This is a genomic window from Marinomonas polaris DSM 16579 (assembly GCF_900129155.1).
In the GTDB taxonomy this organism is placed as follows: Bacteria; Pseudomonadota; Gammaproteobacteria; order Pseudomonadales; family Marinomonadaceae; genus Marinomonas; species Marinomonas polaris.
Window position 1 is genome coordinate 292,752 of record NZ_FQVF01000004.1, and the last position, 25,653, is coordinate 318,404.

The following is a 25,653-nucleotide window of genomic DNA, read 5'->3' on the forward strand; positions in this document are numbered from 1 at the left end:
ATTGTAATCTCTTAAAGTCACAGAACTGGTTTTATCGAAAAGCATTGAAGGACGTGGATTATGATTAGCATAGAGTTTTTAATTACCTCATTAATTTTAGTGCTCATTCCTGGCACTGGAGTGATTTACACGATTTCAACAGGACTGTTTCAAGGAGCTCGTGCTTCATTTTCTGCAGCGCTAGGTTGTACTTTGGGAATAGTGCCTTCAATGCTAGCCAGTATTTTTGGCTTAGCTGTTATTCTGAATACCAGCGCAATGGCTTTTCAAGTTGTAAAATTTATCGGTGTTGCCTATTTGCTTTATCTGGCTTGGTGTATGTGGCGTGAAACTGGTGGATTAGCATTAGAGAAAAAAGAAGAGCAAAACATCAACTTATTTCAAGTAGCTCTGAAAGGCTGCCTGATCAATGTTTTAAACCCAAAGCTGACTATCTTTTTCTTAGCATTTTTACCACAATTTATTAACTCAAATGTAACTTCAGCGACCAGTAAAATGCTTTTACTTGGCGGTATTTTTATGGCAATGACGCTCATTGTTTTTATTCTATATGGAACACTCGCAAGCAAAGCGCGTCGATACTTAATTGGCTCTTCTAAAGTTGCAAAATATATGCAACGAACCTTTGCAGCAAGTTTTGCTTTATTGGGTATGAAGCTCGCATTTACTGACCGTTAATATCTTACAGACATATCTTAAGCAAGAAGCTGTCGGTTTTGATGTTAGTTACCATTGCCTATAAAGGTTACCCTTAGGTGTCATAAAATAAGGAGCCCAAATGAAACTATCATCCCTTCTCTGTACTTCTCTCATTATTTGCAGTGCTTCACTGCAGGCTACGGAACTGACTCACTGGCCTAAAGACGTCGCCTCTGAGTTAGATAACATGATTGAAAAAAATGCAAATACGGGCGCTTATGCTGTCTTTGATATGGATAACACCAGTTATCAGTACGATATCGAGGAATCACTTTTGCCTTATCTGGAAATGAAAGGCTTATTAACCCGCGACACAATGGACCCATCCCTAAAAATCATCCCCTTTAAAGACACTGCGGATTATAAAGAAAGCCTAAACAGCTATTACTACCGTCTTTGTGAAATCGACAATTTAGTTTGTTACCCATGGGTAGCGCAGATCTTCGCAGGATTCACTTTAAAAGAACTGAAAGGTTATGTTGATGAAGTGATGGCGTATAACAAGCCTGTTCCTATCACCTATTACGATGGCAACAAGGTTGTTGAAAGCAGCGTGAAAACACCTAAGGTTTTTGCTGGCATGACAGAACTTTATAATCGTCTGCAAGAAAATGGCATTGAAGTCTATGTAATGACAGCTGCGAGCGAAGAGATTGTTCGCATGATCGCCAGTGATCCCAAATACGGTTACAACGTCAAACCTGAAAACGTTATTGGCGTAAACATGCTGCTAAAAGACAAAAACACAGGCGATTTGACAACATCTAGACTGCAAATCAAACAAGGAACATACAATCAAGAGAAAAATCTCGACCTTCAAATGACAGCTTTCTTGATGAACCCGATGACATGGTACGAAGGCAAACTAGGCTCGATCCTTGGCTGGATTGACCAATGGAAGAAACCAGTGCTTGTAGCCGGTGACTCACCACTTTCCGATGGCTACATGCTATTTAATGGCACAGACACCGACAAAGGCGGCATGCGCATTTGGGTAAACCGCAAAGAGAAATACATGAAACAAATGGAAGCTTGGTGGGACGATGCCGCTAAGCAGCAATCTAAATTGGGACAACCCGTCACGGCTGATAAAAATTGGCTCGTTGTGACACCGGATCAATTGCATTAATCAATATATCAAAGGGCGGTTTCTTATGTTGTGTGAGGCCGCCCTACATCCCAATACATCGTCGCTTAAAAACACCATTAATATAAACTCTTTGTCTTTATGAACTCTAATACTGTTTCTTTTAATCCTTTCTACATAGACTTTTTGATTCTAAAAAAATAATCATATAGCATTTTTTTGCATATAACTTACACTTAAAAGTCGCCTTCTTTTTTCTATCGTAAATTCATGTAATTTAAAACGGCTCTACATTAGTGCGAAAAATCAGTATGGCTATGATCTTCCGAGTATTTTATTCCATAGAACTTTACCGAGTTACGACCTTTAAGAGTGCAAGTAAGTCCCACAAAAGTGCATAAAAAACCAACGTGAAACCCATATATTTACTTATTCTTAATAACAAACATAGCTACTCATTTAATTACGTTGCGTTTAAAGCAACAGTGTTGATATTAAAAAGCAACGAATAAAAGCGTTTTATCAATACGTCAACTACTAAAAAAATACTGGAGCCTTGCAATGAAAACTCAATCCACAGCAATAGGTTTACTATTGAATTGGCGATTGCATTTGATCGTTATTGTTGTATCTGCGCTGTCCGAATTGATAGGAATTCAAAGCATTCCGGTCGCCAATGCGAAGTTGCTTTTTTTACCTTTGTTCTATGCTTTTATTCTTTGCCTTTTTGTGAATCCAAACATCACAAAGTTTTCTGGCAAGATCATTAATAAGAAAAATGCATCAATTGCAGCACCTATTATTGTCATAGGCATTCTGCCATTTATCGCTAAATTTGGAACACTTATTGGTCCCGCTCTACCTAAAATAGCGGAGTCAGGAAGCGCAATGGTACTTCAAGAATTAGGGAATTTAGGCACCATGCTAATTGCAATGCCAATTGCCGTTCTGGTTTTCAAAATGGGTCGAGAAGCGATTGGGGCGACGTACTCGATTGCTCGAGAACCAAACATTGCACTGGTTTCAGATCGTTACGGCTTAAAGAGTCATGAAGGCATTGGTGTCATGGGCGTTTATGTGATGGGCACTATGTTCGGCACTATTTACTTTGCCATGCTAGCAGGATTTCTTGCAACAACTGGATGGTTTGATCCAAGAGCCCTTGCCATGGCTTGCGGAGTCGGTAGTGGCAGTATGACCGCTGCATGTTCCGGTACATTAGCTACTGCTTTCCCTTCTATGAAAAATGAAATCCTTGCTTTTGCTGGCGCGAGTAATCTACTAACAAATGCAACCGGACTTTACGTTGCCATATTTATCGCATTGCCTTTTTCTGAATGGTTCTACAAAAAACTATCAGGCGAAAAAAAAGCCACCAGCGCCATGACTAAAGGAGCAAACTAAGATGAATACTAATATTGAAAACACCATAGAAGCAAAAGTAGAAGAAGTGTATCTAAGCTTTAAAGAAAGTCTTGTCGTATTAGCGGTGGTTTCCATCGTCAGTTTGGCAAGTAACTGGGCAGGCACAGGTATCAACCCAATCAAAGCCCTACCTGCCATGTTGATTATCTATGGAATGATATTGGTCGGACTCTTGCTAACAAAATATGTTCGCATTGGTTTTCCTGCTGTGGCATGGGTATCCTTAATAAGCGTACTGTTGACCCTTCCAATATCGCCCGTTTCAGCCCCCATTCTTGCCGAGCTCAAAAACTTAAACTTCCTTTCTATCGTGACCCCTGTTTTAGCCTATGCGGCCATGGCAATAACAAAAATGGAAGTGGATTTGTTTAAGCGCTCTGGTTTCAAAATTGCGGCCATTTCCATTCTTGTTTTCACTGGCACATACGTCGGCTCAGCATTGGTAGCAAACGCCCTGCTTTAACCATCTGTACATGGCGTTGCTAACTTGTGTTGCTTTAAACGCAACACAATACAAGCGACTGGTACATTTTCAATTTTTCCCAAAATGCCATTATGAAGCGGGCATTTATATAAAGGCATCCAATTTATGACACACACTATTGGCGTTATTGGGCTGGGGAATATGGGCCGCAATATGGCGGCCACCTTAGTCAAAAAATCCTTTACCGTAATCGGTTTCGATTTATCAGAAACGGCGTGCAAACAAGCCGTTGAACAAGGGGTAATACCAGCAAGTCAGCTCTCTATTCTCACCGAGCAGTGCGACATTATTATTCTATCTTTACCCAAAGCCGAACATGTAGAAGCCGTGTGTCTAGGTGCTAACGGGCTAATCCATTTAGTCACTGCAGGAACGACCATCATAGACACCACAACCTCAGTACCAGAGACAAGTCGCATGGTGGCCGCTGAGTGTGTCAAGCGAGACATAGCTTTTCTCGATGCTCCCGTTTCCGGTGGGCCAGCAGGCGCGGCGGCGGGCACCATGAGCATGGTGATCGGCGGCGATATGAAAGCCTACCGACACGTTTTACCAGTGCTTGAGGCTATGAGCAGTACGCGAGTGCATGTGGGTGACGTTGGCGCGGGTAATATCGCCAAAATCGCTAACAACATGTTAGCTGCCGCCCATTTGATTACTACGGCAGAAGCCCTGACCTTAGCGGAAAAGGCCGGTGTCGACCCAGAAAAAGTACTCGAAGCTATCAATGCAGGTTCCGGTCGAAGCGCCGCCAGCCAAGCTATGTTCCCAACTTGGGTGATGACCAAAGCCTACGATTCTGGTTTCACTATGGGCTTGATGCGCAAAGATGTCGGATTAGCAAAAACGCTCGCTCAAAGCCTTAACGTAGAGCTTCCAATGGCCATGAAAAGCGCAGAACTATGGGAAGACAGCATTCACAAACTCGCCGACAGTGATGATTTTTGTTGTATCGCACAATGCACTAATCCACTGCTATTTGGTAAAGAGGACAACGCATGAAAACGGCATTTGAATCCATCATCCATCGTTACTGGAAAGACGCCAACACCATACCAAGTTTCGTTAATGGTGAATTTATCCCAGGCTCAGGTGAAGACATTATCATTCGCCGTGCTCACGACGACAGTGAATTATTCCGTTACTCTGATGCCGATGAAAACATCATCATGAAAGCAAACAAGGCCGCCAAAGACGCTGGTAAAGTTTGGTGGGGCATGAGTGCTCAAGCTCGCGGGCAAATCATGTACCGTATTGGCATGAAAGTTCGTGACCTACTGGACGACCTAGCCATCGTCGAATCTTACGCTTCTAATAAGCCCATTCGTGATGCCAAAGTCGAAGTATTAAAAGTCGCTGAGATGTTCGAATACTACGCGGGCTGGGCCGATAAGTTACACGGCGAAGTCATCCCTGTCCCTACCTCGCACCTTAACTATGTGAAATACGAGCCACTTGGGACTGTGCTACAAATTACGCCATGGAACGCCCCTATTTTCACTGCTGGTTGGCAGTTAGCACCAGCAATTGCCGCAGGCAATGCGGTGATTCTAAAGCCCTCTGAATTGACGCCCATTTCATCCTTATTATTGGGTGCATTAGCGCACGAAGCAGGTATTCCAAAAGGGTTAATCAACGTCATTGCAGGCTATGGACATACCGCTGGACAGAACGCAATCAAACAAGCGGATATACGCAAAGTCGTCTTTGTGGGCTCTCCGGCAACCGGCAAGCGTATTGCAGTATCCGCTGCGGAACGCGGCATTCCCTGTGTATTAGAGTTGGGCGGAAAGTCGGCCAACATCGTATTCGATGATGCGGACTTAGACCTTGCCGTTCGAGGCGCTCAGGCAGCAATTTTTTCTGGTGCAGGCCAAAGCTGCGTTTCTGGATCGCGCTTATTGATACAAGAAAGCATTTACGACCGTTTCTGTGAGGCCGTCGCACAAGCGGCTAAGCATTTTGTTATTGGCAACCCACAAGATGAAGCGACACAGATTGGTCCAATCCATAATGCCAAACAATATAAGCATGTAACGACCATGCTAGATAGCGCCGCACAAGAAGGCGCTACTATCATACAAAACGGTTTACCAAGCGTGCCACAGAGCAATGGCTATTATGTTAATCCGACAGTTTTAAAAGGCAAAAACCACATGTTCTGCGCTCAGGAAGAGATATTTGGTCCTGTGGTTGTGGCCATCCCATTTAAAGATGAAGACGATGCCATTGCCATAGCAAACGACAGTCGGTTCGGCTTAGCAGGAGCCGTATGGACAAAAGATGTTGGCCGCGCTCATCGTGTAGCCGATCAGGTAAAAGCTGGCACCTTCTGGATCAATAGCTACAAAACAATCAACGTCGCCTCGCCATTTGGCGGATACGGCGAAAGTGGCTACGGCCGTTCTTCTGGTTTAGAAGCTCTACGAGAATACAGTGAAGTAAAAAGTGTGTGGGTTGAAACTGCACGCACACCCGCTGCCAACTTTGGTTATGGCGCAAATTTGGAGTAATAAATGATAGAAATAAAACAACTGGTTGCCGACGCAACACAATGGCGTAAGACGTTCCACCAAAATCCAGAACTTGGCTTTACCGAGCATCAAACTGCGCAACAAGTCGCCGATCTACTAACCGAGTTTGGCTTAGACGTTCATACTGGTATTGGTATTACTGGGGTAGTCGGTACACTAAAAAACGGCAATGGCCCAACTATAGGTCTGCGCGCCGATATGGATGCACTGCCGATTCAAGAGCTAGGTACCCTAGAGCATAAGTCTCAACATAAAGGCTGTATGCATGCTTGTGGTCACGATGGACATACCGCCATGTTACTTGGTGCTGCCCGTTATCTAGCGCAGCATAAACCCTTTAATGGCACGGTACACTTTATTTTTCAGCCCGCTGAAGAGAACTTAGGTGGTGCACAGAAGATGATCGACGACGGTTTATTTGATCGTTTTCCTATGGATGCTATTTATGGCTTGCACAACTGGCCAGGGTTACCAGCAGGCGACATTGCAGTGAACGAAGGGGCAATGATGGCCTCTCTCGACACATTTGAGATCACCATCACTGGCAAAGGCTCCCATGCGGCCATGCCGCATATGGGTGTTGATCCGATTGTTGCGGCAGCCGATTTAGTATTACGCCTGCAAACCATCGTCTCGCGCCATGTTTCTCCCTTAGAGTCGGCCGTGGTCAGCATCACCATGTTTAATAGTGGCGAGGCCATCAATGTGTTGCCAGAATCGGCCAAGTTACAAGGAACGGTTCGCTGCTTAAATAAAAAGGTACGTGAGCAAGTGGAAAAACTGATTGCGCAGTACGTGGCCAGTGCCAATCTAGCGCCAGGTATCCACGCAGAATTAGCCTTTACTCGCGGTTATCCGGTGACGACCAACCACGCCAAGCATGCCATCATCATTGCGGATTTAGCCCAGCAGCTTCGTGGCGAAGAACACGCTCACTTCAATATCCAACCCTCCATGGCGTCCGAAGATTTTGCTTTTATGCTTGAACATTGTCCTGGTGCGTACTTCTGGCTAGGAGTGGATGAGGGGGAATCCGTCGCTTTACATAACCCTTATTACGATTTTAATGACAAGGTTATTGAAGTGGCAATCCAATTTTGGTCTGAACTGGTCAAACAACAATTGCCCATCAGATAATCTCTATTTTTTATGGTTATTGTGGATGTTATCTCCCATGACATTCATCTTGGCGGCGAGCTATGCTCGCCGCCTTTTTTACTTTAGTGTCTACTCTATTTGTATTGGATATTTCTTTAGTAAAAGGAAAATAAGAGCACTATGAAAGAAATCAATCAAAAGCGCTTAGCCTATTTTTATGAAGCCGTTGCTTTAGGAACCATCCGAGCGGCAGCCGATAAACTTGACGTTGCGCCCTCTGCCATTAGCCGACAGATTGCTCAGCTAGAAGAAGAGCTGGCTTGTATTTTGATTGAGAGACATCGAAAAGGAGTGCGTACGACAGAAGCTGGCAAGCTTTTGTTGAAATATTACCGTGAATCCGTTTCCAATGAAGAAGTCTGTTTATCCGAATTGCAGGCATTACGAGGCTTAAAATCAGGTCATATCTCATTGGCAATCGGAGAAGGCTTTATTGGCGATATCATGTCAAAAGCCTTACCTCAATTTCAGGCGCTCTACCCTGACATCTCCTTATCTCTGCATATCGCCGGATCAAATGAGTTGATTCGACGCGTACAAGAAGATGAAGCGCATATCGGCGTATTATTCCATCCACCACACAATCAAAAATTACGCTCACATGAAATTTCATCCCATCCACTGTGTGCAATTGTGCCACCTAACCACCCGCTCGCGAATCTCAAACGACCGATTGAACTTGAGGAAATGCTGCCTTATCCAATTGCTCTTCAGGAAGTAGAGTTTGGCGTAAGGCAATTAATTGCGGTGGCCGAGTTTAGACATAGAGTCAGGCTCTCACCATCTATTACAGTGAACTCATTCTCCCTTTTAAAAGAGTATGTTCGCTCCAATATGGGCATTACAATTTTGCCTGAGTTTGTGGTCAGAAGGGAGCTAGATGACGGTCATGTTATTTCCCTGCCTATCACAGACCCTATTTTATGCTCAGGAGAAGTCCATCTCGTAACTCGCTTAGGACGACAGCTAACAGAAGCGCCATTAGCACTTTTAAAACACTTACAAACTTGGATTCGAGATTTTCATACATGAAAATAGCGAGGAAGCAGTAGCAAAACCGAGATAAAAAAACGCCCATTTTCACAAATGGGCGTTTTCGTTGTGCAAAAGTTTAAAACATTATTTCTTCTTCGGTTGGCGACCGTGATATATCGCGAAGCCTCGGTCTCGATACAAACGCGTGTGAGAACCCAGCGCCGCGTCTAAAATTGGTGGATAACGCAAGAAGTCGTTCGCAACTACAAACAGCTCGCCGTTCAATGTAAGGTGTTGTTTAACGGTCATAAAGAAGCTTTCAGCAATACTGTAGTCGGTATTCACGCCACTGTGGAATGGTGGGTTGGTAACGACATAGTTAAAGCGGCCTTTAACTTCATCTAAGCCATTGGAAGCAATTAAAGTCACCGCGTCGCTGACTTGATTCGCAGCGAAGGTTAATTCCGTTGCTTTTAACGCCAAGACACTATCATCTAAAGCGGTAATACGCGCGCCAGTTTTGTTATGCAGCCAAAGAGCGATAATGCCGTCACCACAACCAAAGTCGAGTAATCGAGCGCTAGCAACATCACTCATAAAACGATGCTGGTTTAGCTGGTTTAATAAGATGTCGGTGCCTTTATCTAATTTGCCATGCCCAAAGACACCCGGCAAACTGCACAGTGTTAATGTTTGACCTGCAACCTCTTGCTTCCAAGTTACAATCCAATCTTCAAATACAAATGGCTTCGCAGGACGACGCTTGTAGCCTGCGTAAAGCAAACAGTGTTTGGCACCATCATGCTTACCTACCTCGTCTAATCCCGCTTCTAGACGCTTCATCGAGGACTTAACGCCGCTTTTATTGTCACCCACTAGCCATATTTGTCCGCCATCTTTTAAAAGAGGTAAAACTGACGCAAGCAAATAATCCAATAACTCTTTGGCTTTAGGCTGATAGATAACAATGTGATCGAAGTCACTGCCATTCTCTAACGCCCATTGCTCGGACAAGAACAGTTTTTCATCCGCAAAGCCGACTCGCAACAAAGCATCATAAAAGGTTTTAGATTGGCACCAAGCATACACATCCGTTTTTTTGCTTAAATCAAGTGGATAGGTGTCTTCAGGGTTAGCAAATAAAATTTTGCCGACCAATTCTTCTTCGTTGCGCACCAACAATTGGCTCGTCAAGTTAAGATTCATAAGTTACAGATAGCTCTTTAATAGATAAGGTGGTTACAGGCGCTAATAAAGTATTCAAACGCTCAGTAGGAAGTTCTGGTTGCACTCGCGGATAACGAGGTGCTTTTCGGTCATTGAGCAAAGGCGATGTCCATCCTTTGGTTAATGTTAAAAAGTCTTGCGCAAAATCATCACCATGCTCTAAACAACCAGACAAGATGACATCTAGGTAACTTAGTGCAATGGGACACTCATGGTGAGGTTCAATCACATCATCCGTGTGATAAACCCAATAAGTGCCTTCCGGCAAAGGATGGTCTTGATACGTTGTTAATTGCTTGGCGTCGATTACGGCTCTTTGATAGCCTTTCTCTCGCTCATCAAATAAGGGAAATTGATCATAAGGTACTTCGACCAATACACCATTACAGGTTTTCTCTGGTGCATGGATCACGGCAACAGAACTCATGCCATACTCAACCGACATTACCGACCAATGACGCTCAAATCCATGTAATTTAACTGGCCAAACCTTGCCAGTTTCGCCTGTTTTCGCACGGCTTTCACCATTAATTAGGCTGCCATAGCCCAAAATAAAGTGTCGATCTAATGCGCTCATAGCGGCCTCCAAACAAAACGTGCCAAATCAAATTCCCAGATAACCTGCATGATAACGTGTGGCTTTAGACAGTACTAGCTTATGTCTTCATTGATCGATAAAGGAGGATAGATAAAACGCAAAATCAGGGCATTTATTACACTATTCATGCGTAATTTTTGATGATTTTTCGACTGGTTTTGCTTGTTCTAGCACGTTATTGTTAAGAATTATAAAAAACAACAAGGAGAGTAGTGTGGAATCACCAATACTTTTGATTACTGGCGGCGGGAGAGGGATTGGCGCGGCAACAGCGAAGCTTGCCGCTCAGCAAGGCTATCAAGTAGTTATTAACTATCGAAAAGATGCCTCATCAGCTGAAAAAATCGTTGCCGATATTATCGCTTCAGGTGGCTTGGCTCATTGCCTACAAGCAGACGTAAGCGATGTTAAACAAGTCACAGAAATGTTCTCAACGATTAGACGTAATTGGGGACCAATTAAAGCATTGGTTAATAGCGCCGGTGTGTTAGATCAACAAGCTCGTTTTGTTGATACCCAGCCCGATCGCTGGCAACGCATCTTTCAAACCAATGTTTTCGGCACTATGCAATGTTGCCAAGAAGCCTTTCAAGACATGGCAGTGAGCTGCGGCGGTCAAGGTGGTGCTATCGTGAACGTATCTTCTCTCGCCTCTGTCTATGGCTCTCCAAATGAGTATGTAGATTATGCGGCGAGCAAAGGAGCGGTCGACTCTTTCTCCAAAGGCTTTGCCTTAGAAGTCGCTGGAGATGGCATTCGAGTTAACGTGGTCAGACCGGGGTTGATATATACCGACATGCACGCCGATGGTGGTGAAGCTGGGCGAGTGGATCGCATCGGCCCCAACTTACCATTACAGCGAGGTGGACAACCAGAAGAAGTCGCGGAAGCCATCCTCTGGTTACTCAGCGACAAATCTAGCTATTCCACAGGTGGCTTTATTGATGTAGGCGGCGGTCGCTAACCTAGAGTAGATTATTTGGCGATGACACATTGAAAAGAGGTCGCCTGAAGAAAGTCGCCTTTATTGTACTTTGCGTAAGATGGATAAGGACACAAAGGACGTGTCATACCAGCCATACGAGCAGTAATTTCTGGATTTTTTTCTCGTGTGGCAGCGACAATGTGCTTAGGTGTTTGCTTTCTTTCTACCCATGAGATTAAAGGTTGGAGCATATCAAATTGATCCGCTGATGGACCACCTTGTCCATGAGGCATACCGGGAATACGATATAAACGTACAAACTCTGGTGCTCGACCTTCAAGCATGAAATCCAAAAAATCATACCAACGCATAGTGTCTTTTACCGAAAAAACTGGGTCACTATTGCCATGAAAGATGATCATCTTTCCACCATGTTGCTTAAACTCAGTCAATTTTGGTTTGGCTGCATCTGGCGTTGTCATGGTAGTCATCGCAGACTCTTTGAATTGATTATTAGTCGCATAGATTTTAGGCGCGTCTTTATCAAAATCAAACTTAAGCAGATAATTCTCTAACGCATAAATATTGCCCGCAACATTCGTAAAAGGCGTCGTGAAAATATGCGCTAATGAAGCAGCTCCCATCACAACACTGATAGGTTTATTACTCCAATCTGAGATCGTACTTTCTACTTTCCACATGCGCCAGTTATCAGAGCTAATTCCCGTGTCATAAGCCCAATCGGTGTATAAAGCTTGATTCTTTGAGTCATGTGGACCCATATGTATACGCATCAAAGCGGCTACTTTGTTTAGCGGTAAACAGTCGCGATCAAAATTACTTTTACAAACTAGCGCTTTGGGGTCAAAGACTTTTTGGCAAGTATCAGCAGCAAATATCATGTCATCGCTAATACCGTCTAAGGTATCGCATTGATCCAAGATACGTTTTGCGAACACTTTCAAATCTCGTGGTGTTAACGATTGGCTAATATCGTCGTTTACTCGATGCAACGCCTGAATATCCCAAGCATGCTGTAAGGCAGCTCTAGGTAAGTTAAAGCCTGGATAGCCCACCAACAAGCCATCAAACATATCAGGGAATCGCGACGCGGCGACCATAGCCATACGTCCGCCATTAGACTGACCAAGCCCATATGAATACTTAATAGGTGATGCGTAATAGCTTTCAATTAAAGAACGAGCAACAGGGTTTAACTTTTGAACAGCACCATAGCCATAATCACGACGTGCTTCTGGATCATGACCAAATACTGTAGGACCAGCAAGCCCGGCTTCTGGATTAGCTTGGGCATCGTGACCGCCGTTACTTGAAACAACGGCAAAGCCTTGGTTGATCGCATACTGAGAACTAAGAAGCCCTGTCATCGCACCTAACGCAGGCTTAACTTCGCCATCGCTGCCACCATTAAACTGATATCCAAAACGCCCTTGCCAAAAGTTAGGTAACCGTAGCTCAAATTGAATCGAATAAAACTTATCGTCAACACCCATACGTTGTGACATGACACCTGAAACCAAGCAATAAGGACTTCGAACATCTTTGTCTCGTCCCATCATTGTTGTCTTAATTTCTACATTTTGAGGCGCTTTTGTAACTAATGTTTGGCAATTCACTGCATAGGCAGCAGTGCTACTGCCTAACAAGACAAGTGTCAAAACCGGTACAAAATAGGTTAAAAGCGTTTTCATTCACATCGTCCTTTTTGATTTTTAATGTCAAACCAAAGAAATTATCCTGCATGAGGTTTTACGCGCAAGCATTCAAAATAACGAATAATGAGATAAATAGAAAGTTATCAAGAGAAACAGGAAGGAAATAAAAAACGGGCTAAAAAGCCCGTTTTGAAAAGCATGAATTAATGGGCAGCAAACACCAGTAAATTTGGTGATACTTCATTAAAATCCAATGCCATGGTCACACTAAGAGCCGTTACCGTGATGATGGAGAAGAAGAACACTTGTCGTGCCCATCCATTCACATCAATACCTGGACGGTAGCCTCGTAACGCCATAGCAAGCCACCAAAGACTGGTAGCCAGAGCAACAACCATAAAGCCAATCCCAACATAGCCTGTCAGCGGTAAAAGCGCTGCGACTACTGCAAAGGCAGCAATATGTAGAATTATATGACGTTTTGCTTTCGCGATACCTTGTGACACAGGCAAGACAGGAATTCCTGCCGCTTCATAATCTTTATAGCGAAAAATAGCGATTGCATAAGAATGTGGCATTTGCCAAATACAAAACATAGTAAGCAAGATAGCGGCACCAGCATCGAACTGACCTGCTGCGGCGCAATACCCCACAACCGGTGGAACAGCACCAGATAAACTACCAACAAAAGTCCCATAAACGGACTTACGCTTAAAGTACATAGTGTATAAACCGACGTAAACCACATAACCGAATACGGCAAAAGCAACCGCAACCCAATTCGTGAAGAACGACAGCAAAGCAAAACCAATAACACCTAACACAACACCATGGAAAAATGCCGCTTTACCTGACATCTCGCCATTCACCGTCACGCGATTACGCGTACGCTGCATTTTTGCATCAATATCTCTATCAATATAGTTGTTAATGGCACAGCCAGAAGCAACCACCAACGACAAACCAACCACTGTCGCTAGCATAAGAATCCAATCAATCTCGCCACGAGAGGCTAAAAAGAAGCCCCCCGCAACAGAGATGAGGTTGCCCATAATGATGCCAGGCTTTGTTACCTGAAGATAACGCTTAAACATCTTTATAGGCTCCCATCGGACACACATTACTTATAATGGAAAAACTTATAATGAAAGAAGTCCGCATAATCATCAAATTACTCTGTTTACATCATCATTGCGTTGGAAGCGAAGATAATCCATACGGACAACGCGACAACCATCACAATAATTACGGCAGAGAATATGAATGAATAAGTATCCAACTTACCTTGTTCAGAGAAGTCCAAATGAAGGAAATACTTCAAATGAACAAAAATCTGAACAATGGCTAACAATACGATTGTTATGTAAGTTGGACCCTTATCGAACGCTTCCGTCATTACCATCCAGAATGGAATACCAGTCAAAATAACAGACCAGATAAAACCAACCAAGTAAGACTTCACGCTACCGTGTGAATGCGCTTCAGAAGAATGATCGCTCATTAGATCGCCCCCATCAGATAAACAACGGTGAAAACACAGATCCAGATTATATCCAAAAAGTGCCAGAACAAGCTTAGACAAGCCAGACGAGTCAATGATCGACCAGTCAACCCTGTCATCATGATTTCAACAGCTAAAATAACCATCCAAATCAAACCTGCTGTAACGTGCAATCCATGCAAGCCAACAAGACTAAAAAACGCTGACAAGAAAGCGCTAGCTTGAGGGCCATTGCCGTTATGGATCAGATGCTGAAACTCATATATTTCTAGGGCTATAAACACGCCACCAAAAATAAAGGTCGCCAGCAACCACATTAACGTACCAGAACGGTTTTTGTTATGAGCACAAATCATTGCAAAACCGAATGTGATACTTGAAACAAGTAGCGCAGCCGTGCCCGCAAGGATTAACTCAAGATCAAAAATATCTTTACCGGAGACACCACCTGCTGTGTTCATAAAGAGCACAGCGTAGGTAGCGAAGACAGATGCAAACAACAAGCAGTCTGTCATTAGGTACAGCCAGAACCCAAATACAGTGTTTCCACCTGTATCATGGTGTTCGTCGTGATGTGCACCAGCTTCGTGAGCGTCGTGCGTATTCATATGTGTAGTGCTCATGATTACCCCTTAGCCACGTTATCTAGATGCTCATTTTCGATCTGAGCGATTTCATCAGGCTGTACATAGTAATCAACATCAGAGGTGTAGGCACGGGCAATAAATGTCACGATAGAGCCTACTAGACCAACGATTGCCAGCCACCAAATATGCCAGATCATTGCAAAACCGAATGCCGTAATAAGTGCACCAATGATGATACCCGCCTTAGTATTCTTAGGCATATGGATAGGCGCATAGCTTTCTTTACGAACGTAAGCCGTACCTTTTTCTTTCATATCCGTGAAAGCATCGATATCAGATACAACTGGTAGCTCTGCAAAGTTGTAGTACTGCGGCGGAGAAGCCGTAGCCCACTCAAGCGTATGACCATTCCATGGATCACCAGTAGTGTCCAAGTTTTGTGCACGGTCACGGAAGCTTACGTATAGCTGTAGGAACTGACAGATAATCCCCGCCAAGATAACCAGTGCACCAACAAGAGCGATGTACAACCAGATGTTCCAATCAGGATTATCTGTATGGTTTAGACGGCGAGTCATACCCAAGAAGCCCAATACATAAAGAGGCATGAAGGCTAGGAAGAAACCAACTAACCAACACCAGAAAGCCGCTTTACCAAGCTTAACGTTAAGATGGAAGCCCATCGCTTTAGGGAACCAGAAAGCAAAACCAGCTAGATAACCAAATACCGCACCACCAATGATGGTGTTATGGAAATGGGCAATCAAGAACAAGCTGTTATGCAATACATAGTTAGCACCAGGTACAGCAAGAAGTACACCTGTCATACCACCTACGGTGAAAGTCACCATGAAACCAAGTGTCCAAAGAACCGGAACAGTCACACGAAGGCGACCACGGTACATAGTGAACAACCAGTTAAATAGTTTCACACCAGTCGGTACAGCGATGATCATTGTCATCACACCAAAGAAGGCATTTACGTTCGCACTTGAACCCATGGTAAAGAAATGGTGAAGCCATACGATGAAACCAAGAATGGAAATCGAAGCTGTCGCCCAAACCATAGATTTGTAGCCGAACAAACGCTTACCAGTAAAGGTAGACACAATTTCAGAGAATATACCAAATGCTGGAAGAACAAGGATGTACACCTCAGGGTGACCCCATGCCCAGAACAAGTTGATATACATCATTGAGTTACCGCCGCCATCATTCGTAAAGAAGTGGAAATCTAGGTAACGGTCAAGCGTCAACATTGCCAGTACAGCAGTCAAAATTGGGAAGGATGCAGCGATCAAAATATTGGCCCAAGTACAGGTCCAAGTAAAGATCGGCATATCCATCAATTTCATACCAGGTGTACGCATTTTAAACACAGTCGCCAAGAAGTTAACTGCGGTTAATGTCGTACCAATACCTGATATCTGCAATGCCCAAATATAATAGTCGACCCCTACACCTGGACTGTATTCCAACCCTGATAAAGGTGGATAAGCCACCCAACCAGTTTTAGCAAATTCGCCAAGGCCTAAGGAAATATTCACCAATACCGCACCAGAAACAGCTAGCCAAAAACTTAAGTTGTTTAGGAACGGAAAAGCCACGTCACGAGCACCAATCTGTAGCGGCACAACAATGTTCATCAGACCTATCATAAATGGCATTGCCATAAAGATGATCATAATGACACCGTGAGCCGTAAAAATTTGGTCATAGTGGCTTGGAGGTAAATAGCCAGGGTCACCGCTCGTTGCAAGCGCGAGCTGCAAACGCATCATAATGGCATCCGCGAAACCACGAATAAGCATTACCAATGCTAGAACGATATACATGATACCCAGTTTTTTATGGTCAACAGACGTTAACCAGTCATTCCAGAGTACACCAAGCAATTTGTGCTTAATAAGTAGGAAAGCAAGTACACAACCAGCGATCGCAACGACACACAATGTGCCGATAACAATCGGGTCGTACGGAAGAGCGTCCCACGATAGTTTGCCTAAGAGTGCAGACATTATTTTTCAGCCTCCGTATGCATATCATCCGATGAGTGTTCAGACGACTCATGATTCATTTCATCATGATTCATTTCACCGTGATTCATCTCGCCGTGACTCATTTCGCCATGACTTGCATCGCCGTGAATCATTTTAGGTTCAAAAGAAGTACCTTTGAGCAATTCAACTTGACCATGGTCTTTCATGAACTTCGTAACGTTGTCCATGAAAATACTTGATGCAATTGAGTTGTAGTATTGAACAGGTGTCGGTTCAATGTGATGCTCGTCTAAATCATGTTCAGCAAGCTTTTCATAGGATGTTTGATCCAATATGCCATTATTAATGACATTATGAGTCCCAGCTTTCACACCTTCTACCCAAGCATCAAAATCAGCTTCAGTTTCCGTAGCGATTGCTTTGAATTTCATCCCAGTAAAACCAGCGCCACTGTAGTTTGCAGAGATACCATCAAATGTACCTGGCTCATTTGCAATCAAGTGCAGCTTAGTCACCATGCCTGCCATTGAGTAAATTTGGCTACCCAATTGAGGAATGAAGAACGAGTTCATTGTTCCTTCAGAAGAAATTTGGAAAGCAACAGGAACGTTCGCTGGAAATCTCAGCTCGTTCACAGAGGCAATACCAAGATCCGGATAGATGAACAACCACTTCCAGTTCATCGAAACGACCTGAACGTTGATGTGATCTTTATCCGATTTCAACGGCTTGTAAGGATCTAGTGCATGGGTAGATTTCCATGTAATCACACCAAGAATGATGACGATGACAATTGGAATAGCCCAAACAATGGTTTCAATTTTTGTGGAGTGCGACCATTTTGGTTCGTAGATTTCGTCACGACCTTCACGATATTTCCAAGCGAAATACAGTGTCATGAAGATGACAGGAATCACAACAAGCAGCATCAACAAAGTCGCAACAATAATTAGTTGCTTCTCTTCAATACCTACTTGCCCTTTAGGATCGAGCACACCACCCTGACAACCGGCGAGCAAGCCCACCATTAGCGCCAAAGCGACTTTACTAAGGATACGAGTTAACAAGAGAATCATCCTCTAACCCCGAGGTTCACAAAACTGCCACTTGAACATCAAGCAACAGAACGAAAATCCGGCAAATGCCGGGTATTTCAGTAAAGATCACCACACTGAAAACAGCACAAAGACCACTACCTAGTTAACATAATTAACGTAGCAATGGCTTTTTTGGATCACCTAAATCTGAAAAAGGGAGCTCCACATCTCATCATGCATCGTGCCTCAGCACGACTCAGTTGCTCGTTGGGAGCAAACACACGAAATAAAGAGAAGGCCAATTTCTGGCGAGCAGGGTTGATATTAGCCATAACGGGCCAATAACTAACCAATAATAGAGTTATAAATACGAGGCTAGACACTAGCCCCGCATTAAAAATAGGGTCGATATTAATAACGTTTGGGCTATCAACAGAGAAAGGCGCGGCAATCAGTACGAAAAAACTGCAAAACAAGCAAGACACGGCAACAACAAGGCGTAAAGAGTTCGCCAAGACGCTGGATACCGAATGCACATAGTGATGCAGAATGTCTTGAAATTTGTTCAATTTATCCATCCGATTCATAAAAACAAAAGTGTAAAAGCCGTTTTTACTCGCTTCATACGAATTTAAGTGTGCGAAATATAGCAAAATTTATACACCCGCACAAAGTGTAGTTTAGCCTTTGTTCATGTTTGCTTCACGGTCTTTTTATAAAAATTCACATTCTTGTCTTGAGAAAATCCTACTGACTTAGCCCAAAGGCACCAAGACTAGCACTCTTCTAAGACAATTTCCTTACAATTAGTAAGTCTTATTTTCGACCAAATGCGCAAGTAACCAATTCCGAAGTATATTCACTATATACGTCATTTCTTCCTCTTTTGGACCACTAAAACCTAATAAAAAACCAAATCGACAACGATTATTTTCTTTTTGTTCGCCAATATAATGACTAGACAACGGCGAAAGCTGCACGCTGTCAATGGCAAGCTCTTGGCTAATTAACTGATCTAAAGCCATCTCAGTTTGCACGATAGGGACAAAATTAGACTTTAACTCAATCAATACATGCATACCTCCACGGGGTTTCTTCCATTCAAACCAAGTCGCTAAATGACTCTCTAATAGCGCTAATAGAACATCTCGTTTAAGCCGATAATGTCGGCGCATTCGATTTAGATGGCGATCAAAATGACCTTGAAGCATAAAATCAGCCACCGCAGGTTGTATTGGCAAGGACGCAGACGACCCCAATACTCGCTGGCTTTTGTATAGCGTCGCAATATGCTTAGTCGGTGCGACAATAAAGCCTAGCCGCAAACCACGAAACAGTACCTTAGAAAAACTCCCGACAAAGAAAACTCGGTCTCGGGCTTGATCATACACACTCGCCGTTTGCATAAAAGGCACATTGCTTCGTCCTTGATAAACAAACTCGTTGTCGTAATCGTCCTCCACCAACCACCAGCTAGGTGAATCACTCTGCAGCGCTTGCAGCCATTGCTGTCGTCGTGCCGCACTAATGCTCACTCCAAGCGGGTATTGTCGGTTAGGCGTCACAATCGCCACATTGGAAACATGTTCGCTCTCTGGCAAACAGGGTCCATCTTCGTCAATAAAAAGGGCACCCGCTTTTACATGAGATGGAATTACTTCGCGAATTGGCGGATAGGTAGATTCCTCTAGCCACCACTTCATTGGCGAATGTTCAGAATCGCCCAGTGATGTCATCGCGTGTTGTAACAAAAGCAACGAATCCCGACTGCCAGCGGTAACAATAATTTGCTCTGCCGAACATTCAAGACCACGAACACGATACAAATAGTCGACGATCGCCTCTTTTAAATCTGGATAACCCGTTGCATATCCGCCTTCCAACACAATCAAATCTGGGTTGAGCCAACTACGTCGCATGCTTGCCGCCCATTCCTTAGTAGGAAAAACGGCCACATCCGCACCGGAATCAAATGCCCATTTCAATGGGGCTTTACTGATGGGTAAGTGGGAAGAATTGGATTGTTTCGTCGAGCGATGGATCACCATAGGCAAAGCCGCAACAAACACACCGCGTTTTTCTTCGCTGGTTAAAATGCCTTCCGCAATTAACTGATCATAAGCCCTCGACGTGGTACTGCGAGAAACACCCAACGAGCCAGCTAAAAAACGCGAAGAGGGTAGTTTGTCACCAACCGATAGTTCACCCGACACAATGCCTTGCTGAATTTGCTCCATCAACTGTTGGTAATAGGGTTCGCCGTCCTCTAAAGAGAAACGCAAACTGGCTATGGCGTGCTTCATAATCTGGCCTGCTTTTTTATCTCTATTCTGGCTATTTTTATTATAGCCAAACTCTCTTAACCTTAATTTATTACGATACCTATCGCAATTCACAATATTAATGAAAAGGAATGCAACCGTGATCAACATCCGCCAAGCAGGATTAGAAGACTTAACCTCTGTCGTCTCCATATTTGAGCAATATAGACACTTTTATCAATGTGAAAATAACATCGTACTGGCCACTGATTTTATTAAAGCCCGTATGGAGCAACAAGAGTCCATTATTTTTATCGCTGAAACTGACGAGCAAGAAAAAACGGTAGTAGGTTTTGTCCAGCTCTACCCACTTTTTACCTCAACAAGGATGAAAAAAGTCTGGCTGTTGAATGATCTATTTGTTGAAGAAACCTATAGAAAGCAAGGTATAGCTGAACAGCTAATACTAAACGCCAAAGCGCTAGCAAATGACACTGGAGCACTAGGTTTAAGGCTATCTACCGCAGCAAGCAACCAACCGGCTCAAGCCCTGTATGAAAAAATAGGTTTTATCAAAAGCCAAAATTTTTATTATGAGCTAAGTCTATAAATTAACCGTCTGGACAAACATCATGAGTCAGTCACTAGAAGAAACGGCATTAACCAAAGTAAAAAGAGGGCCAAACAGAGCCTCTTATGATAAAGACCTAGCGCTAGACATTCTTGATGCAGCGCTAATGTGTCACGTCGGGCAAACCAAAGATGGCCAAGTTTTTGTGACACCAACCAGTCATTGGCGCGAAGGCGATTATTTCTACTGGCACGCCCATTCCAAGGCACGCAACGTCAAAGGCCCCATCGACGAACCTGAAAAGGTGTGCATTAATGTCAGTTTATTAGATGGCTTAGTGTTGGCTCGTTCAGCCATGCATCATTCTGTGAATTATCGTTCTGTCACCTTATTTGGTGTGCCAGAACTCATTGAGGATAAAGAGGAAAAGGTACGCCAGTTCAAACTTTTCTTAGATAAAGTCAGCCCTGGACGCTGGGAAACACTACGCCCAGTAAACGAGCAAGAAATCAAAGCCACTGGCGTGGTGCGCATCAAAATCGAAGAAGCCTCAGTGAAAATGCGTGCAGAGCCACCCATCGATGATCCAGAAGACAACTACTGGCCTGTTTGGGCTGGCGTCATGCCTTTAGAAAAACATTGGGGAAAACTGCAAAAAGACCCAATTCAAAACCAAGATTACCCAGAACCAACAGCGCCAAATGCAGCTTAACTAGAAAAATGGCTAATATAAGGCTAGATCTTCATCTGCAGTGTATTCATTAAATACGCTGCTGATTACCTTTAATATTTTACGTGTTTTCTGATCCGTAAGGTGTGTATGCAACTCAATAGAGGAGGTTGGCAGAGAGGGTAGATTAAACAGCTCACGCACATCAATTGAATCTTCTGGTGCCATCCTTTGACTATAAATACCAACAGCCATTCCTGCAGAAATAGCAGCATTAACAACTTCGGTACTTCCAGCGATAAGAACATTATTTGATCTAAGACCTGCTTTTTTTAAAATTAAAGGAGCTTGATCTCTTACCCCACACTTTTCATCCAATATGGCTAGTCTCAATGGTTCGTTAGGAGAATACTGAAAATTCGGAGAAGCATACCAACTATAATGTTCAATACAGAGTATGAGCCCTTCTTTCCGTTCTTCTTCACTACGTAAGATAACGGCGTCTAGTTCACCGTTAAGATATTCCTCTTTCACCTTAGTAGAGGTGTCAGTTGATATTTCAAGCACCAAATCTGGGTCAAGTTCATTCACCTTTGCTAACATAGTTTGTAGCTCTGAACCAATAAGATGACACCCAATCCCTAGCTTAAGACGTTTTTTGGCTAACAATAAGCTTTCAACAGCACGTTCGTGTGCTTCTAGGAAGTCCCTTGCCGAAGCAATAAACAATTCGCCATAAGAAGATAATCTGACTTGTCTAGGCGTACGCTCTATCAAGCGCCGTTTAACACGTTCTTCCAACCGTTTTAATCGTAAACTTAAAGCAGCTTGTGTTGTACCTAATAAATTGGCAGCTTGTGTAAAACTTTTCAAATCAGCAATGGCTACAAATGCTCGAACTGAATCAACATCCAACGTCAACATTATAAATACCTTTAAAATAGGTCTAACTATTTAAATCTGTAATCACAGATATATAAATCATGTCCATTCATTAATAATTAAGTTAATGCTAATTTCCTCACCAGCCAAAATTGTATTTCAAAAGCTCTTAGGAAAGATAGCTTGTTTTATCTTTTTAATAATAGCTTTTCAACGAAATACATTCATTGGAACTGTCTATAATTACGGAGAATTAGTATATGAGGACTTCTGCCTCAAGAAATAAAATCGCTCTAATGGCAATCTGTTTATCTGCTATTATGTTAGGTTTAGAAATAACCAGTGTGCCTTCAGTTTTACCTGTCTTGAAAGATATTTTACCTGCAGACTTCAAACAACTACAGTGGATTATGAATGCTTACACTCTCGCCATGTGTTCAGTACTGGTGGCTATGGGTGCATTAGCAGACCGTTTTGGACGTAAACGCGTATTTACTATAGGCATCATTGTTTTTGGTGTTGCCTCTCTTATATGTAGCTTAGCGACTAACGCACCAATACTAATTGCTGCACGTTTTCTACAAGGAATAAGTGCTGCTGCCATGTTGGCGTGCCAAGTAGCGATATTATCAAATCAGTTTCAAAACGGTCCTGAACGAGGTGTTGCCTTTGCTTGGTGGGGTATCGTATTTGGTCTGGGGTTAGGGTTTGGCCCGATTGTTGGTGGCCTAATCATTGCTCATCTAAGTTGGGAATGGGTATTTTTGATCCATGTATTTATTGCTGTTATAACTCTTGTTTTAGCACGTATTGGCGTACTTGAATCGTCTGACCCTGATTCGCTGCGAGTGGATTATGGCGGTATGATTACCCTATCTAGTACAGTATTTGGTTTAGTCTTTATGATTACTCAGGGACAATCTATAGGGTATCAGTCACTAGAAGGAATACTAATTATAGGTGCTAGTGCACTTGCTTTTGTCCTCTTTCTTATCATTGAAAGTAAAGTAGCAAGACCTATGTTTGATCTTAAGGCTTTTCGTATTCGGAACTTTTCAGGGGCATTATTTGGTGCAGCAGGCATGAACTTTAGTTTCTGGCCTTTCGTTGTTTACTTTCCCATTTATCTGCAAAGCGTTCTTGGCTATGACGGAATAACGGCAGGTTTAACAGTGCTTGCTCTCACTTTACCTACGATCGTTGTTCCGCCATACGCAGAAAAAATTCTAATAAAACATGGCCCTAAATTTTTGATTTCTTTGGGACTGACGTGTATTTCTGGTGGTTTCTTCCTTCTCTGGGCTATAGCGTCTTCCCCTGAGGCAAGTTGGCTCACTCTAATGCCTGGTTGTATTTTAGCGGGTATCGGTCTTGGGTTTACCAATACACCGGTAACCAACACAGCAACGGGGTCTTTACCTCCTGAACGTGCAGGCATGGCTTCTGGCATGGAATTCAGCGCTCGTATGATATCTTTGTCTCTAAATATTGCATTAATGGGCCTTATTTTAGCTAACGGAATTGCTTCACGTTTACTCGACTTACTACCAAAAACGCTTTCTGAAACGAGGTTAATTGAAATTACAGATATTTTAGCTTCTGGAAATTTAAACATACTGGAGAATTACGGAATATCAAAAGAGATTGCAAAAAATATTCTCATGGAAGGTTTTAGTAGCGTACTTCTATATGGTGCAACATCGACAGCTGTAATTTGCTTTCTAGCTTTTATTACTTTTGAAAGAAAAATTTTGAAAATTTAGTTAAAATTAATAATAATAAACAAATTCGCTAATATAATTTAAAACCTATATAGAAATTGAATTAAACAATATGTTTTAAATGGAAGAATAATTTAGATTTCTTGTTTGTTTTTAACTATATTAAATATGTGTTTTTTCTAAAAGTACAAATGTAAAAAATATTACTGGCTCTTAAAAATGGAGCCTGCTAGTATCAAAGGCATGACGTATTTTATTGCACGATCACATCGATTTATCAGCCTCCGAGTCCCTAAACTGGACGCGGCGGCTTTGTTCTTTCTGAAATAACCTTTCAAAGACAAGCTCTCTCCGAGTCCTGACTCGGAGGAATCCAAAAAGATTGCATTGAACTTTTCATCTTGGATTTATGGAGCTTTATTATGTCTAAACACAATTATATTACCCACGAACAATTACTTAGCGCACTTTCTCTGCGCGATCTGACTAATCCAAAACATGGCATGCATGCCATGCAGCAACTCATTAGTGAAGCGGAAACTGCTGTCGCAGCATTGTGGTCTTGCTATCTACAGCGCATCAACGCTAACCCTATTGTTCCCGTCTATGAAAACTACGACGCGCTCGGCTATCCTGTTGATGGTGCATCAAGAGATATTCGCTACAGCCGCTATGTTTCAGACAGCTTGATGCTACGCACTCAAACGTCAAGTTCTGTGCCTACTTGGTTGAGCAGTTGGCGAAGCCTACGACCGGAGTCCCTTGGAATAATCAGTCACGGTTTGGTTTATCGCCGCGACTGTATTGATCGCTGGCATTGTGCGGAGCCGCATCAGTTGGATATCTGGATCGTCATGCCAAAGGCTCAAGCTGAAGATAAACAGATATTAAGTGAGTCCATTGCGGCGCTGATGAAAACGCTGTTGCCCAATCATGTCGTACAACAATCTAAATCGCCGCATCCTTACACCATCAATGGCATTCAGCTGGACGCTGTTGAAGATCAAGATCTTATTGAAGTAGGCGAGTGCGGTAACATAGATCCAGACTTATTAACGAAAAACGGTTGGTCGAGCGATGATTATACTGGCGTCGCCATTGGGTTAGGCTTGGACAGAGTGCTGATGCTGCGTAAAGGCATTCCTGACATTCGGCTGCTTCGAGACCAAGATCCTCGGATCCAACAACAAATGCTCGATTTATCACCTTGGCGACCTGTCTCGCGACAGCCCAAAGCCGAGCGTGATATTTCGATTGTAGTAAACCGAGATACTGATATGGACATTATTGGTGATCAAGTTCGTATCACCTTAGGAGAACAAGCTTATTGGTTAGAGGAACTTCGATTGTTATCTCGAACGGATTATCAACAATTACCCAGATCAGCTGTAGAACGACTAGGGATGTCCTCCTCACACGTAAATTTACTATTACGAATCAGCTTACGACATCCAACTCGAAGTGTGCCAACAAGCCTTGCTAATGATCTGAGAAACAAAATTTATTTGTCGTTGAATCAAGGACATAACTACTTAGCCAACTAGCCCAACAGACAACAAACTTACAAAATCAAACCACTTTCACGCACTTTTTATGTGTGTGAAAGTGGTTTTTTTCTTGCGGTTTTCCATAAAA

General features: G+C 43.1%; 24 protein-coding genes. 13 read left to right on the plus strand and 11 right to left on the minus strand.

From position 1 onward, the window contains the following. Positions 1-60 precede the first annotated feature (60 nt). The 8 genes from BUA59_RS05160 (at position 61) to BUA59_RS05195 (ending at position 8,419) form a co-directional block, all read left to right on the plus strand. On the plus strand, positions 61-678 hold the full coding sequence (locus BUA59_RS05160; RefSeq protein WP_072838657.1) for a LysE family translocator: 618 nt from the start codon (positions 61-63) through the stop codon (positions 676-678). 100 nt (positions 679-778) lie between these two features. Further along, complete coding sequence (locus BUA59_RS05165; RefSeq protein ID WP_072838658.1) at positions 779-1,828, plus strand: HAD family hydrolase; 1,050 nt, start codon at positions 779-781, stop codon at positions 1,826-1,828. Positions 1,829-2,347: 519 nt separating this feature from the next. Then, on the plus strand, positions 2,348-3,190 hold the full coding sequence (locus BUA59_RS05170; RefSeq protein ID WP_072838659.1) for a DUF3100 domain-containing protein: 843 nt from the start codon (positions 2,348-2,350) through the stop codon (positions 3,188-3,190). 1 nt (position 3,191) lies between these two features. Further along, on the plus strand, positions 3,192-3,674 hold the full coding sequence (locus BUA59_RS05175) for a hypothetical protein (RefSeq protein WP_072838660.1): 483 nt from the start codon (positions 3,192-3,194) through the stop codon (positions 3,672-3,674). 117 nt (positions 3,675-3,791) lie between these two features. Beyond that, positions 3,792-4,697 (plus strand): NAD(P)-dependent oxidoreductase, encoded by a 906-nt coding sequence (locus tag BUA59_RS05180; protein ID WP_342742469.1) that lies wholly within the window; start codon positions 3,792-3,794, stop codon positions 4,695-4,697. After that, positions 4,694-6,208, plus strand: coding sequence for an aldehyde dehydrogenase family protein (locus BUA59_RS05185; protein WP_072838662.1), 1,515 nt, complete (start codon positions 4,694-4,696; stop codon positions 6,206-6,208). The genes BUA59_RS05180 and BUA59_RS05185 overlap by 4 nt, the downstream gene beginning before the upstream one ends. 3 nt (positions 6,209-6,211) lie before the next feature. Beyond that, entirely contained in the window at positions 6,212-7,366 is a 1,155-nt protein-coding gene (locus BUA59_RS05190) for a M20 aminoacylase family protein (RefSeq protein ID WP_072838663.1), read from the plus strand. 141 nt (positions 7,367-7,507) lie between these two features. Next, positions 7,508-8,419 (plus strand): LysR family transcriptional regulator, encoded by a 912-nt coding sequence (locus BUA59_RS05195; RefSeq protein WP_072838664.1) that lies wholly within the window; start codon positions 7,508-7,510, stop codon positions 8,417-8,419. Between the two features lie 87 nt (positions 8,420-8,506). Here BUA59_RS05195 and BUA59_RS05200 read toward each other — a convergent pair whose 3' ends face one another. Together BUA59_RS05200 and BUA59_RS05205 are read right to left on the minus strand one after the other, a co-directional pair. Continuing rightward, a complete protein-coding gene (locus BUA59_RS05200) occupies positions 8,507-9,568 on the minus strand; it encodes a class I SAM-dependent methyltransferase (protein WP_072838665.1) in 1,062 nt (353 codons plus the stop codon). After that, positions 9,558-10,166: a gamma-glutamylcyclotransferase family protein gene (locus tag BUA59_RS05205; RefSeq protein WP_072838666.1), complete on the minus strand. Its 609-nt coding sequence runs from the start codon at positions 10,164-10,166 to the stop codon at positions 9,558-9,560. Before BUA59_RS05205 ends, BUA59_RS05200 begins: the two co-directional genes overlap by 11 nt. A 235-nt stretch (positions 10,167-10,401) precedes the next feature. Between BUA59_RS05205 and BUA59_RS05210 the strand changes: the two genes are divergently transcribed. Further along, positions 10,402-11,151 carry an SDR family oxidoreductase gene (locus tag BUA59_RS05210; protein WP_072838667.1) on the plus strand — a complete coding sequence of 250 codons (750 nt, stop codon included), beginning with the start codon at positions 10,402-10,404 and terminating at the stop codon, positions 11,149-11,151. 11 nt (positions 11,152-11,162) lie between these two features. Here BUA59_RS05210 and BUA59_RS05215 read toward each other — a convergent pair whose 3' ends face one another. The 8 genes from BUA59_RS05215 to pdxR all read right to left on the minus strand — a co-directional run bounded on the left by BUA59_RS05215 (position 11,163) and on the right by pdxR (position 20,216). Further along, positions 11,163-12,824 (minus strand): tannase/feruloyl esterase family alpha/beta hydrolase, encoded by a 1,662-nt coding sequence (locus BUA59_RS05215; protein WP_072838668.1) that lies wholly within the window; start codon positions 12,822-12,824, stop codon positions 11,163-11,165. 167 nt (positions 12,825-12,991) lie between these two features. Next, on the minus strand, positions 12,992-13,882 hold the full coding sequence (gene cyoE / locus BUA59_RS05220) for a heme o synthase (protein ID WP_072838669.1): 891 nt from the start codon (positions 13,880-13,882) through the stop codon (positions 12,992-12,994). A gap of 86 nt (positions 13,883-13,968) precedes the next feature. Next, complete coding sequence (gene cyoD, locus BUA59_RS05225; protein WP_072838670.1) at positions 13,969-14,289, minus strand: cytochrome o ubiquinol oxidase subunit IV; 321 nt, start codon at positions 14,287-14,289, stop codon at positions 13,969-13,971. After that, positions 14,289-14,912, minus strand: coding sequence for a cytochrome o ubiquinol oxidase subunit III (gene cyoC, locus BUA59_RS05230; RefSeq protein WP_024024357.1), 624 nt, complete (start codon positions 14,910-14,912; stop codon positions 14,289-14,291). The genes cyoD and cyoC overlap by 1 nt, the downstream gene beginning before the upstream one ends. Positions 14,913-14,914: 2 nt before the next feature. Next, positions 14,915-16,894, minus strand: coding sequence for a cytochrome o ubiquinol oxidase subunit I (gene cyoB, locus BUA59_RS05235; RefSeq protein WP_072838671.1), 1,980 nt, complete (start codon positions 16,892-16,894; stop codon positions 14,915-14,917). Beyond that, positions 16,894-17,952 carry a ubiquinol oxidase subunit II gene (gene cyoA, locus BUA59_RS05240; RefSeq protein ID WP_072838672.1) on the minus strand — a complete coding sequence of 353 codons (1,059 nt, stop codon included), beginning with the start codon at positions 17,950-17,952 and terminating at the stop codon, positions 16,894-16,896. The genes cyoB and cyoA overlap by 1 nt, the downstream gene beginning before the upstream one ends. A 158-nt stretch (positions 17,953-18,110) precedes the next feature. Beyond that, positions 18,111-18,482, minus strand: coding sequence for a hypothetical protein (locus BUA59_RS05245; RefSeq protein WP_139248838.1), 372 nt, complete (start codon positions 18,480-18,482; stop codon positions 18,111-18,113). 237 nt (positions 18,483-18,719) lie between these two features. Further along, positions 18,720-20,216, minus strand: a complete 1,497-nt coding sequence (gene pdxR / locus BUA59_RS05250) for a MocR-like pyridoxine biosynthesis transcription factor PdxR (RefSeq protein WP_072838674.1) — start codon at positions 20,214-20,216, stop codon at positions 18,720-18,722. 118 nt (positions 20,217-20,334) lie between these two features. On the opposite strand from pdxR, the gene BUA59_RS05255 reads away from it, so the two are divergent. Further along, positions 20,335-20,784, plus strand: a complete 450-nt coding sequence (locus BUA59_RS05255; protein ID WP_217653724.1) for a GNAT family N-acetyltransferase — start codon at positions 20,335-20,337, stop codon at positions 20,782-20,784. Positions 20,785-20,806: 22 nt separating this feature from the next. Beyond that, positions 20,807-21,457 carry a pyridoxamine 5'-phosphate oxidase family protein gene (locus BUA59_RS05260; RefSeq protein WP_072838675.1) on the plus strand — a complete coding sequence of 217 codons (651 nt, stop codon included), beginning with the start codon at positions 20,807-20,809 and terminating at the stop codon, positions 21,455-21,457. 12 nt (positions 21,458-21,469) lie between these two features. On the opposite strand, the gene BUA59_RS05265 is transcribed toward BUA59_RS05260, so the two are convergent. Then, positions 21,470-22,339, minus strand: a complete 870-nt coding sequence (locus tag BUA59_RS05265; protein WP_072838676.1) for a LysR family transcriptional regulator — start codon at positions 22,337-22,339, stop codon at positions 21,470-21,472. A gap of 218 nt (positions 22,340-22,557) precedes the next feature. Here BUA59_RS05265 and BUA59_RS05270 point away from each other — a divergent pair, with 218 nt between their 5' ends. Together BUA59_RS05270 and srmL are read left to right on the plus strand one after the other, a co-directional pair. After that, a complete protein-coding gene (locus BUA59_RS05270) occupies positions 22,558-24,060 on the plus strand; it encodes an MFS transporter (protein WP_072838677.1) in 1,503 nt (500 codons plus the stop codon). A 380-nt stretch (positions 24,061-24,440) separates the two neighbouring features. Continuing rightward, on the plus strand, positions 24,441-25,562 hold the full coding sequence (gene srmL, locus BUA59_RS05275) for a PheS-related mystery ligase SrmL (protein WP_072838678.1): 1,122 nt from the start codon (positions 24,441-24,443) through the stop codon (positions 25,560-25,562). Positions 25,563-25,653 lie beyond the last annotated feature (91 nt).